This is a genomic window from Streptomyces aurantiaciflavus (assembly GCF_049808595.1).
Taxonomy (GTDB): domain Bacteria; phylum Actinomycetota; class Actinomycetes; order Streptomycetales; family Streptomycetaceae; genus Streptomyces.
Genome location: NZ_JBNCAQ010000046.1, coordinates 59,935 through 75,503, shown reverse-complemented (window position 1 = coordinate 75,503; position 15,569 = coordinate 59,935). Strand labels below are relative to the sequence as shown.

The following is a 15,569-nucleotide window of genomic DNA, read 5'->3' as shown; positions in this document are numbered from 1 at the left end:
TGAGGAGCGGCGTCCGGTGCGTGCTCTCGGTGTGCCGGCCGGAAGCCCTCGTACTGGATGTACTTGGGCTTTCGGCCGGTGCGGCGAGAGGGCGTGCCGGGCGTCGCGACGGGGCGAACGTTGCCTGCCGCGGCACTAGGTGCAGCAGGGGCGGGACCCGGCGACGCCATCGCCGCCGTCCTGGACAGGTCGGACGTCCGCACCCGCGACCTGGGCGGTACGGCGACCACCGACGAGTTCACCGAGAAGCTGCTCGAACTCCTCTGACGCCGGTGTTCGCGCCGGCGGGCGGCGCGGACGAACGCCCGCCCGCCTTCGCGGCCACCCGGCCGCCTCGAGGGGCCGGATGCCCCGGGTGGCTGCGCATCGCCATGCAGCGCGCGCTGGGAAACAGCGCGTGGCCAACGCGCTGACGCACGCCGGCGGCGCGCCGCCGACCGCGGACGCCAGGTGATTTCGTTGTCGGGCGACGGGGGACTCGGCATGCTGATGGGTGAGCTGCGCACGGTGAAGTCGCACGATCCGCCGGTGAAGACGACCGTGCGGCGTCGGCAGGATGCTGGACCCGGCACGCGCCGACCTGCGCAACCTCCCCCGTCCCCGACCACCCGACGCACAGTCCGAACTGAGGAACGTCATGGCATCGACCAACCCAGCCGGCGCCCACGGCGCGGCCCTGCTCGCCGATCCACTGCTCAACAAGGGGACCGCCTTCAGCCCGCGGGAGCGCGCCGAACTCGGCCTGGACGGGTTGCTGCCACCGGCGACCGAGACGCTCGAGGAGCAGGCGGACCGTGCGTACGAGGCGTTCCTCGGGTACGACAAGCCGCTCAACCGGCACATCTACCTGCGGCAGTTGCAGGACACCAACGAGGTGCTCTTCTACGGACTGCTGACCCGGCACCTGGAGGAGATGCTGCCGGTCGTCTACACCCCGACGGTCGGCGAGGCCTGCCGCCGTTTCAGTGAGATCTACCGCAGGCCACGCGGTCTGTTCCTGACGTACGAGGACCGGCACCGCTTCCGCGAGATCCTGCGCAACCGGCCGGGCCGCGAGGTCGACGTCATCGTCGTCACCGACGGCCAGCGCATCCTGGGCCTGGGCGACCAGGGCGTCGGCGGCATGGGCATCCCCATCGGCAAGCTCAGCCTCTACACCGCCATCGGCGGCATCCACCCGGCGCGTACCCTCCCGATCCTGCTCGACGTCGGCACCGACAACGAGGAACTGCTGGCCAACGAGCACTATCTCGGCCGCAGGAGCCACCGCGTCACCGGCGCCGAGTACGACGACATGATCGAGGCGTTCGTCTCCGCCGTGGAGGCCGAACTCCCCGGCACCCTGCTGCAGTGGGAGGACTTCGCGACCGCCCACGCCCGTCCGATCCTCAGCCGTTACCAGGACCGGCTGCTGACCTTCAACGACGACATCCAGGGCACCGCGGCCGTGGCGCTCGGCGCGTTGAGCACCGCCACGAGCATCGCCGGATCGCAGCTGACCGACCACCGCATCGTGGTCCTGGGCGCGGGATCCGCGGCGATCGGGGTCGCCGACATGATCCGTACCGCCCTCGTCGAGGAAGGCCTCTCCCAGCAGCAGGCGGCCGACCGCTTCTGGTTCGTCGACATCGACGGCCTGCTGGTGCGCTCCCGCAGTGACCTCACGCCCGAGCAGGGCGTCTACGCGCGCGACGACGCGGAGGTACGGGAGTGGGGCGCGGACGCGCCCGATCTGGCGCGGGTCGTCAGCGAGGTGAAGCCGACGGTGCTGATCGGGTTGTCCACCGCGCACGGCGCGTTCACCGAGGAGATCGTGCGGGGCATGGCCGACGCCTGCGACCGGCCGGTGATCCTTCCGCTGTCCAACCCGACCTCGCACTCCGAGGCCGACCCCGCAGACCTCGCCCGCTGGACCGACGGCAGGGCGCTGATCGCCACCGGCTCGCCCTTCCCGCCGTTGAACCTGGACGGGCGCGAAGTGCCGGTCGCGCAGGCCAACAACGTCTACGTCTTCCCCGCCGTCGGGCTGGCCGTGGCCGCCTGCCGGGCCTCACGGGTGACCGACCGCATGATGGTCGCGGCGGCGCGGGCCGTGGGGGAGTGCGCGGTGCGGGCGGGCTCCGACGGGGTGACCCCACTGCTGCCTCCGCTGGCCGGTATGCGGGACGCGGCCCGCGAGGTCGCGCTGGCCGTGGCGAAGACCGCGGTCGAGGACGGGGTCGCGCCCAAGGCCACGGAGGCCGAGCTGCGCGCCGCGGTCTCGGCGACGCAGTGGACACCGCGGTACGCGTCCTGACCGTCGGGCCCCTCGGCCACTCCGCGACCGACCGACGGGCCCGACGCGCGGCGGCGACATCGTCGACGACGACTCACCCTCGCACTGAAGTTGATGCATCAACGGACCCGGGATATGTTGTGTTGACGCGTCAACAAGGACCCCAACTCCAAGAAGAGGGACAGGTGCCATGAGTGACAAGCTGGTCATCGCGATCGCCGGAGCGACGGGCGCCCAGGGCGGTGGTGCCGCACGGGCGATCCTCGCGGATCCGGACTCGGGCTTCACGGTGCGCGCGCTCACCCGGAACCCCGCCTCGCCCGCCGCCCGGGAACTCGCCGCGCTGGGGGCCGAGGTCGTGTATGCGGACTACGACGACGAGCCGACCGTGCACAAGGCGCTGGAGGGCGCCTACGGTGCCTTCCTCGTCACCAACTTCTGGGCGCACGGCTCGGCGGCCAAGGAAAAGGAAGAGATCAACGTCCTGGCACGGGCCGCCAAGGCCGCCGGCCTGCGCCACGTGGTCTGGTCGACGCTGGAGGACACCCGCGAGCTGCTGCCGCTGGACGACGACCGGATGCCCGTCCTGCAGGACGAGTACAACGTGCCGCACTTCGACGCCAAGGGCGAGGGCAACGAGCTGTTCCGGCAGGAGGGGGTGCCGACGACCTTCCTGAACACCACCTTCTACTTCCAGGGCTTCCTGCAGGGGCTGGGCCCCCGGCGTGCCGAGGACGGCGTGCTGACGCTGACTCTGCCGCTGGAGGACGGCAAGCTCCTCGCCGGAGTGGACGTGGCGGACATCGGCCGGACGGCCCACGCCATCCTCAAGGGCGGCGAGCGGTTCGTCGGCGACACCGTCAGCCTGGCCGGTGACCACCTGACCGGCGCGCAGTACGCCGAGAAGCTGGCGGCCGCGCTCGGCGAGCCGGTGCGCTTCCAGTCGGTGCCCTACGACGTCTTCCGCGCCCTCGACATTCCGGCGGCCGTCGAGATCGGCAACATGTTCCAGTACTACGGCGACTTCGACCGGGAGTTCACCGGCGCCCGTGACCTGGATCGTCTGCGGGAGCTCAACCCGGGGCTCAAGAGCTTCGACGCCTGGCTGGCGGAGAACGCCTCGAAGTTCCGGACGAGCTGAGTCGGTGCGCGAAGGCCCGGGCCGCCGGTCCGGGCCGCCTTCGGTGCGCGGGGCGGTGTCAGGTCGCGCCGCGCCTGCGTGGTCGTGGGCGCCGTCCGAAGCGCGCACAAGTAGATGACCTGTCAATCATGTTTACACTTTCTGCATGGGAGAGACAGTGCGATGGTTGACGCCCGAGGAGCAGCACGCGTGGCGGAGCTTCGTCCGGCTGCATGAGAGGCTCGGGGGCCGCCTGGCGCGCTTGTTGCAGTCCGAGTCGAAGGTGTCGGCCGCCGACTTCGCGGTGTTGGTCCATCTGACGGACGTGCCGGAAGGCCGGCAGCGTTACCAGGACCTGAGCCGGGCGCTGGAGTGGGAGAAGAGCCGGATGTCCCACCACATCGCCCGGATGGCCTCGCGGGGGCTGGTGGTGCGCGAGGAGTGCGCGGAGGACGGTCGCGGCGCCTTCGTGGTGATCACGGAGGCGGGGCGTGCCGCGATCGAAGCGGCCGCTCCCCTCCATGTGGAGGCGGTGCGTTCGCTGTTCCTCGACCATGTCACTCCGGCGGAGCTGCGGACGCTGGCCCAGATCTCCGAGCGCGTGGTCGCCAAGCTGGACGAAGAACAGGCCTGACCGGCGGCTCGGTGATGGGGCGGGGGCGGGCCGGGGGGGGCGCCCCCCGCCCCGCCGCCCGCGTGGGACGCCGATTCGCGGCCACGGCGCTCGACTGTTTGTGGGCCTGGGACCTGTCCGCGCGCGGTTACGCGTCCGAGGTCATGGCCTCACGGGCCTTGGCGGTGTCCACGAACTGTTCGAAACGGCCGATCAGGGCAGCAGCGGCAGGGAGTCGCGGGCCGAGTGGCTGAGAATCCGCAGGTCCTCCGCGAAGCGTTCCCGGTGGGAGGGGGGCAGGGGCTCCAGGAAGTATCGCTTGATGTTCTCCACGTGGAGCCGGGAGGCGCGTACGGCGGTCTCCTCCCCGAGCGGCGTCAGCCGCACCAGTCGCCCCCGTCCGTCCTGCGGATCCGTGACGCGCCGCACCAGCCCCGCCGCCTCCATCCGGTCCACCAGCCGGGTCGCGCCGCCCGTGGTCAGGACCTGCTCCTGGCTGATCGCCCGCATCGACAGCCCCGGCTCGCCCGCCCGCCCGAGGATCAGCAGCACCTCGAACATCAGGTGGCTGATCCCGCACTCCTCCTCGATCCGCCGGCCCAGGATGTACTCCAGCCGGTTCGCGGCCCCCTGCAACCGCCCGAACGCCAGGACCAGCTCGTTGCCGGCCGCCTCCTTCGCGGTCGTGATCTCGCTCTGCTCGTCCTGCTCGCCCACGGCACCTCCGTATGTTCGCCGAGGCGGAATGTATCGCGCTTGATCACAGGTGGGCGGCTCGTGCCTGCGGGGCGGGGCCGTGCGCGTCGTACGGAACGGCACTGGTGCCGACCGCGCAGACCGGTCACACTGCCGGTATGACCGGTGACCCAGGGCTGTTCGGCCCCCGCTCGGTGACCTGGCAGATGCACGGCGACCCGATGATGTGGGTCGCCGGCGTCCGGGCGCTGTACCTCCAGGCACTGCACCCGCGCGCGGTCCGCGGCGTCATGCAGAACTCCGACTTCCGCAGCGACGCGTGGGGCCGCCTCATGCGCACCGCCCACTTCGTCGGCACCACGACGTACGGCACCAGCGAGGCCGCGGAGAAGGCCGGCGCCCGCGTCCGCAAGATCCACCGCATGCTGTCGGCGACCGACCCGGACACAGGAGAGCGGTACGGCGTCGACGAACCCGAACTGCTGCTGTGGGTGCACTGCGCCGAGATCGACTCCTATCTGCACGTCCTGCGCCGCTCCGGCTACCCCCTCACGGACGCGGCGGCCGACCGCTACCTCGCCGAACACCGGGTCAGCGCCCGCCTCGTCGGCCTCGACCCCGACGCCGTACCGGCCGACCGGGCCGAGATGGACGCCTACTTCGAGAAGGTGCGGCCCGAACTCGCCGCCGGGGACGAGGCCCGCGCGGTGGACGACTTCCTGCTCCGACCGCCGACGCACCCCCTGCTCGTCCCGGCACGCGCCCTGCTGTGGCGGCACGTGGCCCACCTGGCGTACGCCTCCCTGCCGCCGTACGCGCACGAGCTCTACGGCAGACCGGCCCCGCGATCCGCCACCGTCACCCGGCAGTTGCGCGCCACGGGTGCCGTCCTGCGCACCGTACCCGCACGCCTGCGCTGGCAGTTGCCGCCCAAGCACATCCTCCGGGCCATGGCCCGGCTCGGCCCCGGGACACGTCCGTCACCGGACAAGGCCGGGTGACAGTTGCTTGGATGGCGGGATGACCGCTGAGACCGCGTACCACGGAGAGATGGGCGAGGAGTTCGCCGTCCGCGCGACCACGAGCCCGTACAACGCCTACACCGACCGTCCCGCCATGCTCCGGCTCGCCGGTGAGGTGAGCGGGTTGCGGGTGCTGGACCTCGGCTGCGGGGCCGGGCACTACGCCGCCGCACTTCTGGACAGGGGCGCCGCGCGGGTCGTGGGCGTGGACGGCAGTGAGAGCCTGCTGCGCGCGGCGCGCGAACGCCTCGCCGGGCGGGCCGATGTCGCGCTGCACCACCACGACCTGGAGGAGCCGCTGACCCTCCTGGCCGACGGGTCGTTCGACCTGGCCGTGCTGGCCCTCGTCTACCACCACGTCGAGGCCCGCGCCCAGCTCCTCTCCGAGATCCGCCGTGTCCTGCGGCCGGGCGGCTCCCTCCTCGTCTCCACCACCCACCCCACCGCCGACTGGACCTACTTCGGCGGTTCCTACTTCGCCGACGACCGGGTCACCCTGCCGTTCGGCTCGGGGTACGCCATCACCTACCGGAGGATGACGCTGGAGACGTTCCTGGGCGAGCTGCTCGGCGCCGGATACGTCCTCGAGGAGCTGGCGGAGCCGCGGGCCACGGAGGAGGCCCGGCTGCTGGACCCCGGCCGGTACGAGAAGACGCACCGCACGCCGACCTTCCTGGCCGTACGTCTGCGCCGCCCCTGACCGCGCCCGGCGGACGCCTGGCCGCCCAGCCCTGGCCGACCTTGATCACCTCGTGTTACGAAGAACCATGCCTGCACACGAAGGACACCAAGGTCGCGAAGGACACGAGGGACACGCGGGACACGGGAGCCGCCGCGCCTACGACGCCGTCATCGTCGGCGGTGGTCACAACGGGCTGGTCGCCGCCGCCTACCTGGCCCGGGCCGGACGGTCCGTGCTGGTGCTGGAGCGGCTGGACCACACCGGGGGAGCCGCCGTCTCCACCCGCCCGTTCGCCGGTGTGGACGCCCGGCTGTCGCGCTACTCGTACCTGGTCAGCCTGCTGCCGCGGAAGATCGTGCGGGACCTGGGCCTGGACTTCCGCGTCCAGGGCCGCACCATCTCCTCGTACACGCCCGTGCAGCGCGGCGGGCGGCCGACCGGGCTGCTCGTGGGCGGGGGCGAGGAGCGCACGCGGGAGGCGTTCGCGCGGCTGACGGGCGGCGAGCGGGAGTACGCGGCCTGGCAGCGTTTCTACGGCATGACCGGGCGTGTCGCCCAGCGGGTCTTCCCGACGCTCACCGAGCCGCTGCCCTCCCGGGAGGAACTGCGCCGGCGCGTCGACGACGAGGAGGCGTGGCGGACCCTCTTCGAGGAGCCGATCGGCGTCGCCGTCGAGGAGCACTTCGCGGACGACCTGGTGCGGGGCGTGGTCCTGACCGACGCGCTCATCGGCACCTTCGCCGACGCCCACGACGCCTCCCTGAAGCAGAACCGCTGCTTCCTCTACCACGTCATCGGCGGCGGCACCGGCGCCTGGGACGTCCCCGTCGGCGGCATGGGCGCCCTGACCGACGCCCTGGCCACCGCGGCCCGCGAGGCCGGCGCCGTCATCGCCACCGGGCACGAGGCGGTACGGATCGCCACGGACGGCCGCAGCGCCGAGGTCACCTACCGCACTGCCGACGGGGAGGGCGTCGCCGCCGCCCGGCACGTCCTCGTGAACGCCTCCCCGCAAGCGCTCGCCGCCCTCACCGGCGACGAGCCGCCCGCCCCCGCCGAGGGCGCCCAGCTCAAGGTGAACATGCTGCTCAAGCGGCTGCCCCGGCTGAGGGACACCTCGGTCGACCCGCGCGAGGCCTTCGCCGGCACCTTCCACATCGCCGAGGGCTACGAGCAGCTGGCCGCCGCCCACGCCCAGGCCGCCGCCGGTGACCTGCCCGCCGCCCCGCCCTCCGAGATCTACTGCCACTCCCTGACCGACCCCGGAATCCTCGGCCCGGACCTGGTCGAGCGGGGCTACCAGACGCTGACCCTGTTCGGCCTGCACACGCCCGCCCGGCTCTTCGCACGGGACAACGACGCCGTACGCGAGGAACTGCTGACGGCGACCCTCGCCCAGCTCGACGCCCACCTCGCCGAACCCCTGGCCGACTGCCTGGCCACCGACTCCGACGGCCGCCCCTGCATCGAGGCGAAGACCCCGCTGGATCTGGAGCGCGACCTCGGCCTGCCCGGCGGCAACATCTTCCACCGCGACCTGACCTGGCCGTACGCCCAGGAGGGCACCGGCCGCTGGGGCGTGGAGACCCGGCACGCCAATGTCCTGCTGTGCGGGGCGGGCGCGGTGCGCGGGGGAGGGGTGAGCGGGGTGCCGGGGCACAACGCGGCGATGGCGCTGCTTGAGGCAGAAGAGGGCTGACGTGCCGCATGAGCAGGGCGGGGAGGGGTACTGCGGCAACGGAAGAAGACCGCATCTGTGACAGGAGGCTGTCATGGCGGAACTCAGCCCCATCGACCTGCAGAAAGCCCTCAGCGGCATGGACTACCCGACGGACAAGCAGCACCTGGTGGAGCGTGCCCGGAGGAACAAGGCCGACGACAAGGTCGTCAGCCGCCTCAACGGGCTGAAGCAGGACCACTTCGACGGGCCGAACGAGGTGCAGACGGCCGTCTTCAACGCGTCGGCGCCCGATGGGCGCCCCCCCGGGGCGGCGGCGGGCCCGCGGGGGCCCGCCCGACGGACGTCCTGGGCCGACCGACGGACGCACTGGGCCGGTCGACGGACGTATTGGGCCCGCCGCCGACCAGAAATCTGACGGAGCATCAGAAAACCTCTTCCGTCGTCCGGGCGCCTGCGGCATCCTGCGCCCATGCAGACGGAGCTGAGCAACCACCTGGGAGTCGAGCACGCCGTCTTCGGCTTCACGCCGTTCCCCGCCGTCGCCGCGGCCATCAGCCGCGCCGGCGGCTTCGGCGTGCTCGGCGCGGTCCGCTACACCGCCCCCGACGACCTCAAGCGCGACCTCGACTGGATCGAGGCGCACGTCGACGGCCGGCCGTACGGGCTCGACGTCGTCATGCCCGCCAAGAAGGTCGAAGGCGTGACGGAGGCCGATGTCGAGGCGATGATCCCCGAGGGGCACCGGCGATTCGTCCGGGACACCCTCGCCAAGTACGGCGTCCCCGAGCTGGCCGAGGGCGAGGCCTCCGGCTGGCGGATCACCGGCTGGATGGAGCAGGTCGCCCGCAGCCAGCTCGACGTCGCGTTCGACTACCCGATCCGGCTGCTCGCCAACGCCCTCGGCTCCCCGCCCGCCGACGTGGTCGCCCGCGCCCACGAGCGGGGCGTGCTCGTCGCCGCCCTCGCGGGCAGCGCCCGGCACGCGCTGAAGCACAAGGACGCGGGCATCGACATCGTCGTCGCCCAGGGCTACGAGGCCGGCGGCCACACCGGCGAGATCGCCTCCATGGTGCTCACCCCGGAGGTCGTCGACGCCGTCGCCCCGCTGCCCGTGCTGGCCGCCGGCGGCATCGGCAGCGGACGCCAGATCGCCGCCGCCCTCGCCCTGGGCGCCCAGGGCGTGTGGCTGGGCTCCCTGTGGCTGACCACCGCCGAGGCCGACCTGCACTCGCCCGCCCTCACCCGCAAGCTCCTCGCCGCCGGCTCCGGGGACACCGTCCGCTCCCGCGCGCTCACCGGGAAGCCCGCACGCCAGCTCCGCACCGAATGGACCGACGCCTGGGACGACCCGGACGGGCCCGGCACCCTCCCGATGCCCCTGCAGGGCCTGCTCGTCGCCGAGGCCGTCTCACGCATCCAGAAGTACGAGGTCGACCCCCTGCTCGGCACACCGGTCGGCCAGATCGTCGGCCGGATGAACGACGTGCGCAGCGTCCGGGCCGTCTTCGACGACCTCACCCGCGGCTTCGAACAAGCCGTGGACCGCGTCAACCGCATCGCCGGAAGGAGCGGCCAGTGACGAGCACACCCCCCGCCGGATTCTGGGCCCAGGCCACCCAGGACCCCGGCCGTACGGTCCTGATCGCCCCGGACGGCGAGCAGTGGACCGCAGGACGTCTGCACGCCGCCGCCAACCGCCTGGTCCACGGCCTGCGCGCGGCCGGACTGGAACGCGGCGACACCTTCGCCGTCGTCCTGCCCAACTCGGCCGAGTTCCTCACCGCCTACCTGGCCGCCACCCAGGCCGGCTTCTACCTCGTCCCCGTCAACCACCACCTCGTCGGCCCCGAGATCGCCTGGATCGTCTCCGACTCCGGCGCCAAGGTCCTCCTCGCACACGAGCGTTTCGCCGAACAGGCCCGCCGAGCCGCCGACGAGGCCGGACTCCCGCCCGCCCACCGGTACGCCGTCGGCGAGGTCGAGGGCTTCCGGCCGTACGCCCGACTCCTCGACGGGCAACCGGAGTCGGCGCCCTCCGAGCGCACCCTCGGCTGGGTCATGAACTACACCTCGGGCACGACGGGCCGCCCGCGCGGCATCCGGCGCCCGCTGCCCGGCAAGCTCCCCGAGGAGGCCTACCTCGGCGGCTTCCTCGGCATCTTCGGGATCAGGCCCTTCGACGACAACGTGCACCTGGTCTGCTCGCCGCTGTACCACACGGCCGTCCTCCAGTTCGCGGGCGCGTCCCTGCACATCGGGCACCGGCTGGTCCTCATGGACAAGTGGACCCCGGCGGAGATGCTCCGCCTCATCGACGCCCACCGGTGCACCCACACCCACATGGTCCCGACCCAGTTCCACCGGCTCCTCGCCCTCCCCGACGACGTGAAGGCGCGCTACGACGTCTCCGCCATGCGGCACGCCATCCACGGCGCCGCGCCCTGCCCCGACCACGTGAAACGGGCCATGATCGACTGGTGGGGCGACTGCGTGGAGGAGTACTACGCGGCCAGCGAGGGCGGCGGCGCCTTCGCCACGACCGAGGAATGGCTGAAGAAACCCGGCACGGTCGGCAAGGCCTGGCCCATCAGCGAACTCGCGATCTTCGACGACGACGGCAACCGGCTCCCGCCCGGTGAACTCGGCACCGTGTACATGAGGATGACCACGGGCGGCTTCAGCTACCACAAGGACGAGGCGAAGACGCGGAAGAACCGCATCGGCGATTTCTTCACGGTCGGCGACCTGGGCGTGCTCGACGAGGACGGCTACCTGTTCCTCCGCGACCGCAAGATCGACCTGATCATCTCGGGCGGCGTCAACATCTACCCCGCCGAGATCGAGTCCGCCCTGCTCGCCCACCCCGCCGTCGCCGACGCCGCCGCCTTCGGCATCCCGCACGACGACTGGGGCGAGGAGGTCAAGGCCGTCGTCGAACCCGCCCCCGGTCATGAGCCCGGTCCCGGCCTCGCCGCCGCCCTTCTCGACCACTGCGCCGGTCGACTCGCCGGCTACAAGCGGCCCAAGAGCATCGACTTCATCACCGAGATGCCCCGCGACCCCAACGGCAAGCTGTACAAGCGGCGCCTGCGCGAGCCGTACTGGGAGGGGCGCACCCGGCCCGTGTGACCCGGCCCTCCTTCCTCAGGTGAACGTGACGTGCCGCGGCCCGGCCTCCTCCAGGAGGCCGGGCCGCACTCCACCGCGCCGCTCGCCCGCCAGCCGCGCGGGGGCCCCCCCGCCCCCCCCCCGGGGGCGCGCCCGGCCCCCGGGCCCCCCCCCCCCCCCGGGGGGGGGGCCCCCCACTCCTCCGCGCCGCTCGCCCGCCTGCCGCTCGGCCGCGGCCGCCGGCGGGGGGCGCCGTGGCGTGCAGGGCGTGAAGTGGGGGCTCAGTCCCGTTGCGCGTCGACCTCCGCCTCGTAGGAGAGCAACGTGTCGACGAACAGCCGCCGTTGACCGGGCGTCAGCGGGGCCAGCGCGCGGCGCCAGGCCGCTGCGCCCGGGGCGAGCCATGCGGCGATCGCCGGTTCGTGGTCGGGGGAGAGGGCCACGATGCGCCGGCGCCGGTCCCGCTCGTCCTCCCGCCGCTCCAGGATCTCCTTCCGGCTGAGGTCGCCGATCAGCAGGCTGACCGTGGTCGGGGCGACCTCCAGGCGGGCGGCCAGTTCGTTGACCGTCATCGGCCCGTCGAACAGCAGATACGACAGCAGGGAGAGGTGGCGCGGGGCGAGGGAGAAGGACTCCAGCGCCTCCGGCACCGGGATCCGCTTCACCCGGCCCACCAGGCGCGGCATGAGGAGCAGCAGCTCACGGACGGTCGCGTCGACGCCGTCGTCACCACCGGAGGCGGGCATGGACATCTGACACCCCTAGCATTACCTTTGTAATCAAAGCTGTTTTGCTCGGCTAGGGACCAGCCGAGAACCGTCATGCTACGCACCGACGCGAACGGAGACCCACCATGCCGCACTACACCGTGCACATCAGCGAGGAAGCCCTCGACGGGACGGTCGAACCCCGGCTGATCGGTGCCCTGGCCGACGCGGTGGGCTCCGTCTACGGAGAGCGGTTCCGCAGCCTCGTCGGAGTCGACCTGATCGGCCTCCCGCGACACCGGCGCGGTATCGGCGGTGTGCCCACCGACAGGATCGCCCCGTCGGTCACGCTCAGCATGCGCGAGGCCGCCTACCACCTTCCGCAGGTCCCGGACGCCCCCGCCCGGCTGATCGGCGCCACGGCGGACGCGGTGGCGGCGGTGCTCGGGGAGCATGTCCGCGAGGAGACGATCGTCAGCGTGGTCGGCGTCCCCGACGGCCGCACCGGCGTGGCGGGCGTGGTGGCCTGACCCCGCGGGCGCGCGGGCGACTTGACCTCCTCCGGCCGCCGCCCGAGGATCATGAGTCATGACGCCCGGACATGGCAGTACGGTCGACGGGGTGCTGCGGCGCAGCGCCCGCCGCACCCCGGCACGCGTCGCGGTCGAGTACCGCGACCGCACCTGGACCTACGAGGAACTCGACGAGGCCGTCTCCCGCGCGGCGAACGCCCTGCTCGGCCAGGGCCTCGCCCCCGGCGACCGGGTCGGCGCCTACGGCCACAACTCCGACGCCTACCTCATCGCCTTCCTCGCCTGCGCCCGCGCCGGCCTGGTGCACGTCCCCGTCAACCAGAACCTCACCGGCGACGACCTCGCCTACATCGTCGGCCAGTCGGGCAGCTCCCTGGTCCTCACCGACCCCGACCTCGCGGGCAGGCTCCCGGACGGCGTGCGGGCGTTGCCGCTGCGCGACACCGACGACTCGCTCCTCGCCCTGCTGGCCACGACCCCTCCGTACGACGGTCCCGAACCGCGCGCCGAGGACCTCGTCCAGCTCCTCTACACCTCGGGCACCACGGCCCTGCCCAAGGGCGCGATGATGACGCACCGCGCCCTGGTGCACGAGTACCTGAGCGCCATCACCGCCCTCGACCTGAGCGCCGGCGACCGTCCCGCGCACTCGCTGCCGCTGTACCACTCGGCGCAGATGCACGTGTTCCTGCTGCCGTACCTCGCCGTCGGCGCGACGAACGTCATCCTCGACGCGCCGGACGGCGACACGCTCTTCGACCTCGTCGAGGCGGACCGGGTCGACAGTCTCTTCGCCCCGCCCACCGTCTGGATCGGCCTGACGAACCGCCCCGACTTCGCCACCCGCGACCTGAGCGGGCTGCGCAAGGCGTACTACGGCGCGTCGATCATGCCGGTCCCCGTCCTGGAACGCCTGCGCGAGCGCCTCCCGAAGCTCGCCTTCTACAACTGCTTCGGCCAGAGCGAGATCGGCCCCCTCGCCACCGTCCTCGCCCCCGACGAGCACAAGGGCCGCATGGACTCCTGCGGACGTACCGTGCTGTTCGTGGACGCGCGGGTGGTCGACGAGAACGGAGAGGACGTCCCCGACGGCACACCGGGTGAGATCGTCTACCGCTCCCCGCAGTTGTGCGAGGGCTACTGGGACAAGCCGGAGGAGACCGCCGAGGCCTTCCGCGACGGCTGGTTCCACTCAGGCGACCTCGCCGTGCGCGACGCCCACGGCTACTTCACGATCGTCGACCGGGTGAAGGACGTCATCAACTCCGGTGGTGTCCTGGTCGCCTCACGCCAGGTCGAGGACGCCCTATACACCCACGAGGCCGTCGCCGAGGCGGCCGTCGTCGGCCTGCCCGACGAGAAGTGGATCGAGGCGGTCACCGCGGTCGTCGTGCCCCGCGGCGAGGTCACCGAGGACGAACTCATCGCCCACGCCCGCGAGAAACTCGCCCCCTTCAAGGCACCGAAGCGCGTCCTCTTCGTGGACGAACTCCCGCGCAACGCCAGCGGCAAGATCCTCAAACGGGAACTCCGGGACCGGTTCCGCTGAGTCAGCCGTTCCAGCTCTCGAACCAGTGCGCCCGGAAGGCGTCGAGCGCGTCCGCGAGGCCGTACAGGTCGACGCCGTCGTCGGCGGGCACACACGTGTGCCCGCCGGGGGGCCGCTCTCGCAGCGCATCGGTGTCCACGGCGGGAGTCAACCACGGACCACCGACACCCCACCCCGGCCCGCGTCCTCAGCGGGGCCGCAGATCCACGATCCGCCTGATCTTGCCCACCGACCGTTCCAGCGACTCCGGTTCGACGATCTCCACGGCGACCGACACGCCGATGCCGTCCTTCACGGCCGCCGCGATGGCGCGTGCGGCCGCCTCCCGGCTCTCGGTGTCCGCGTCGGGGCGGGCCTCCGCGCGGACGGTCAGGGCGTCGAGGCGGCCCTCGCGGGTGAGGCGGAGCTGGAAGTGCGGGGCGACGCCCGCGGTGCGCAGCACGATCTCCTCGATCTGGGTGGGGAAGAGGTTCACCCCGCGCAGGATCACCATGTCGTCGCTGCGGCCCGTCACCTTCCGCATCCGGCGGAAGACCCGCGCCGTACCGGGCAGCAGCCGCGTCAGGTCCCGGGTGCGGTACCGGATCACGGGCATCGCCTCCTTGGTGAGCGAGGTGAAGACCAGCTCTCCCTCCTCGCCCTCCGGCAGCACCTCACCGGTGATCGGATCGACGACCTCCGGATAGAAGTGGTCCTCCCAGATGTGCAGCCCGTCCTTCGTCTCCACGCACTCCTGGGCGACCCCCGGGCCGATCACCTCCGACAGCCCGTATATGTCGACCGCGTCGATCACGAACCGCTCCTCGATCTCCCGGCGCATCTCCTCCGTCCACGGCTCGGCGCCGAAGACACCCACCCGCAGGGAGGTGCCGCGCGGATCGACGCCCTGTCGCTCGAACTCGTCGAGCAGCGTCAGCATGTAGGAGGGGGTCACCATGATGACCCCGGGCCTGAGGTCCTGGATCAGCTGGACCTGCCGGGACGTCATGCCGCCGGACGCGGGGATCACCGTACAGCCGAGACGTTCGGCGCCGTAGTGGGCGCCGAGGCCGCCGGTGAACAGGCCGTAGCCGTAGGCCACATGGACCGTGTCACCGGGCCGGCCGCCCGCCGCCCGGAGGGAACGGGCCACCATGTCCGCCCACATGGAGAGGTCGCTCTCCGTGTAGCCGACGACCGTGGGCCGGCCGGTGGTGCCGCTGGAGGCGTGGATGCGGCGGACGCGGTCGCGGGGGACGGCGAACATGCCGTACGGGTAGTGCTCGCGCAGGTCCGCCTTGGTGGTGAAGGGGAAGCGGGACAGGTCGGCGAGATCGCGGCAGTCGTCGGGGTGGACGCCCGCCTTGTCGAAGGACTCGCGGTAGAAGGGGACATGAGCGTAGGCGTGGCGCAACGAGGCCCGCAGGCGCTCCCGTTGCAGCGCGCGCAGCGCGTCCACGTCGAGCCGTTCGCCCTCGTCCAGGAAGTCCTGAGCACCCATCAGGGACGCCTCCCTCGCCAACCATGTCAATTCGGGCGACCGATCATTCGGTCGCCCTCCCTCGTGTCAATGATCCAGGCGGGCGGAGAGGAAGCAAGACGTC

The 15,569-nt window shown here is 72.2% G+C and carries 15 protein-coding genes and 1 pseudogene; 12 read left to right on the top strand and 4 right to left on the bottom strand.

Going from position 1 to position 15,569, the window contains the following annotated elements; all coding sequences use genetic code 11:
* The first annotated feature begins 120 nt into the window (after positions 1 to 120).
* From ACPT94_RS37535 to ACPT94_RS37520, 4 genes are all read left to right on the top strand, one after another.
* Positions 121 to 267, top strand: coding sequence for a hypothetical protein (locus tag ACPT94_RS37535; RefSeq protein ID WP_425247874.1), 147 nt, complete (start codon positions 121 to 123; stop codon positions 265 to 267).
* A gap of 370 nt (positions 268 to 637) precedes the next feature.
* Positions 638 to 2,296 carry an NAD-dependent malic enzyme gene (locus tag ACPT94_RS37530; RefSeq protein WP_425247873.1) on the top strand — a complete coding sequence of 553 codons (1,659 nt, stop codon included), beginning with the start codon at positions 638 to 640 and terminating at the stop codon, positions 2,294 to 2,296.
* Between the two features lie 169 nt (positions 2,297 to 2,465).
* Complete coding sequence (locus tag ACPT94_RS37525) at positions 2,466 to 3,416, top strand: NmrA/HSCARG family protein (protein ID WP_360339472.1); 951 nt, start codon at positions 2,466 to 2,468, stop codon at positions 3,414 to 3,416.
* Positions 3,417 to 3,561: 145 nt separating this feature from the next.
* Positions 3,562 to 4,029 carry a MarR family winged helix-turn-helix transcriptional regulator gene (locus tag ACPT94_RS37520; protein WP_360339469.1) on the top strand — a complete coding sequence of 156 codons (468 nt, stop codon included), beginning with the start codon at positions 3,562 to 3,564 and terminating at the stop codon, positions 4,027 to 4,029.
* A gap of 192 nt (positions 4,030 to 4,221) precedes the next feature.
* Here the strand turns inward: ACPT94_RS37520 and ACPT94_RS37515 are convergent, their stop codons facing one another.
* Positions 4,222 to 4,725, bottom strand: a complete 504-nt coding sequence (locus ACPT94_RS37515; RefSeq protein WP_360339466.1) for a MarR family winged helix-turn-helix transcriptional regulator — start codon at positions 4,723 to 4,725, stop codon at positions 4,222 to 4,224.
* 137 nt (positions 4,726 to 4,862) lie between these two features.
* Here ACPT94_RS37515 and ACPT94_RS37510 point away from each other — a divergent pair, with 137 nt between their 5' ends.
* The 6 genes and pseudogenes from ACPT94_RS37510 to ACPT94_RS37485 all read left to right on the top strand — a co-directional run bounded on the left by ACPT94_RS37510 (position 4,863) and on the right by ACPT94_RS37485 (position 11,218).
* Positions 4,863 to 5,705 (top strand): oxygenase MpaB family protein, encoded by an 843-nt coding sequence (locus ACPT94_RS37510; protein ID WP_360339463.1) that lies wholly within the window; start codon positions 4,863 to 4,865, stop codon positions 5,703 to 5,705.
* A gap of 19 nt (positions 5,706 to 5,724) precedes the next feature.
* Positions 5,725 to 6,426: a class I SAM-dependent methyltransferase gene (locus ACPT94_RS37505; RefSeq protein WP_360339460.1), complete on the top strand. Its 702-nt coding sequence runs from the start codon at positions 5,725 to 5,727 to the stop codon at positions 6,424 to 6,426.
* A 67-nt stretch (positions 6,427 to 6,493) separates the two neighbouring features.
* Positions 6,494 to 8,107 carry a phytoene desaturase family protein gene (locus tag ACPT94_RS37500; RefSeq protein WP_360339457.1) on the top strand — a complete coding sequence of 538 codons (1,614 nt, stop codon included), beginning with the start codon at positions 6,494 to 6,496 and terminating at the stop codon, positions 8,105 to 8,107.
* Between the two features lie 73 nt (positions 8,108 to 8,180).
* Positions 8,181 to 8,366, top strand: a pseudogene (locus ACPT94_RS37495) (DUF2795 domain-containing protein); the annotation flags it as partial.
* Positions 8,367 to 8,558: 192 nt separating this feature from the next.
* On the top strand, positions 8,559 to 9,668 hold the full coding sequence (locus tag ACPT94_RS37490; RefSeq protein ID WP_425247872.1) for an NAD(P)H-dependent flavin oxidoreductase: 1,110 nt from the start codon (positions 8,559 to 8,561) through the stop codon (positions 9,666 to 9,668).
* A complete protein-coding gene (locus tag ACPT94_RS37485) occupies positions 9,665 to 11,218 on the top strand; it encodes an acyl-CoA synthetase (protein ID WP_425247871.1) in 1,554 nt (517 codons plus the stop codon). Before ACPT94_RS37490 ends, ACPT94_RS37485 begins: the two co-directional genes overlap by 4 nt.
* A gap of 260 nt (positions 11,219 to 11,478) precedes the next feature.
* Here the strand turns inward: ACPT94_RS37485 and ACPT94_RS37480 are convergent, their stop codons facing one another.
* On the bottom strand, positions 11,479 to 11,943 hold the full coding sequence (locus ACPT94_RS37480; RefSeq protein ID WP_360339495.1) for a MarR family transcriptional regulator: 465 nt from the start codon (positions 11,941 to 11,943) through the stop codon (positions 11,479 to 11,481).
* A 107-nt stretch (positions 11,944 to 12,050) separates the two neighbouring features.
* On the opposite strand from ACPT94_RS37480, the gene ACPT94_RS37475 reads away from it, so the two are divergent.
* Both ACPT94_RS37475 and ACPT94_RS37470 read left to right on the top strand, forming a co-directional pair.
* Positions 12,051 to 12,434 carry a hypothetical protein gene (locus ACPT94_RS37475; RefSeq protein WP_360339445.1) on the top strand — a complete coding sequence of 128 codons (384 nt, stop codon included), beginning with the start codon at positions 12,051 to 12,053 and terminating at the stop codon, positions 12,432 to 12,434.
* Between the two features lie 58 nt (positions 12,435 to 12,492).
* A complete protein-coding gene (locus ACPT94_RS37470; protein WP_425247870.1) occupies positions 12,493 to 13,986 on the top strand; it encodes an acyl-CoA synthetase in 1,494 nt (497 codons plus the stop codon).
* Between the two features lies 1 nt (position 13,987).
* Here the strand turns inward: ACPT94_RS37470 and ACPT94_RS37465 are convergent, their stop codons facing one another.
* Positions 13,988 to 14,125, bottom strand: a complete 138-nt coding sequence (locus ACPT94_RS37465; RefSeq protein WP_425247869.1) for a hypothetical protein — start codon at positions 14,123 to 14,125, stop codon at positions 13,988 to 13,990.
* Positions 14,126 to 14,173: 48 nt separating this feature from the next.
* The gene (gene paaK, locus ACPT94_RS37460) at positions 14,174 to 15,466 is read right to left on the bottom strand and encodes a phenylacetate--CoA ligase PaaK (RefSeq protein WP_425247868.1); all 1,293 of its coding nucleotides are present in this window, start codon (positions 15,464 to 15,466) and stop codon (positions 14,174 to 14,176) included.
* Between the last annotated feature and the right edge of the window lie 103 nt (positions 15,467 to 15,569).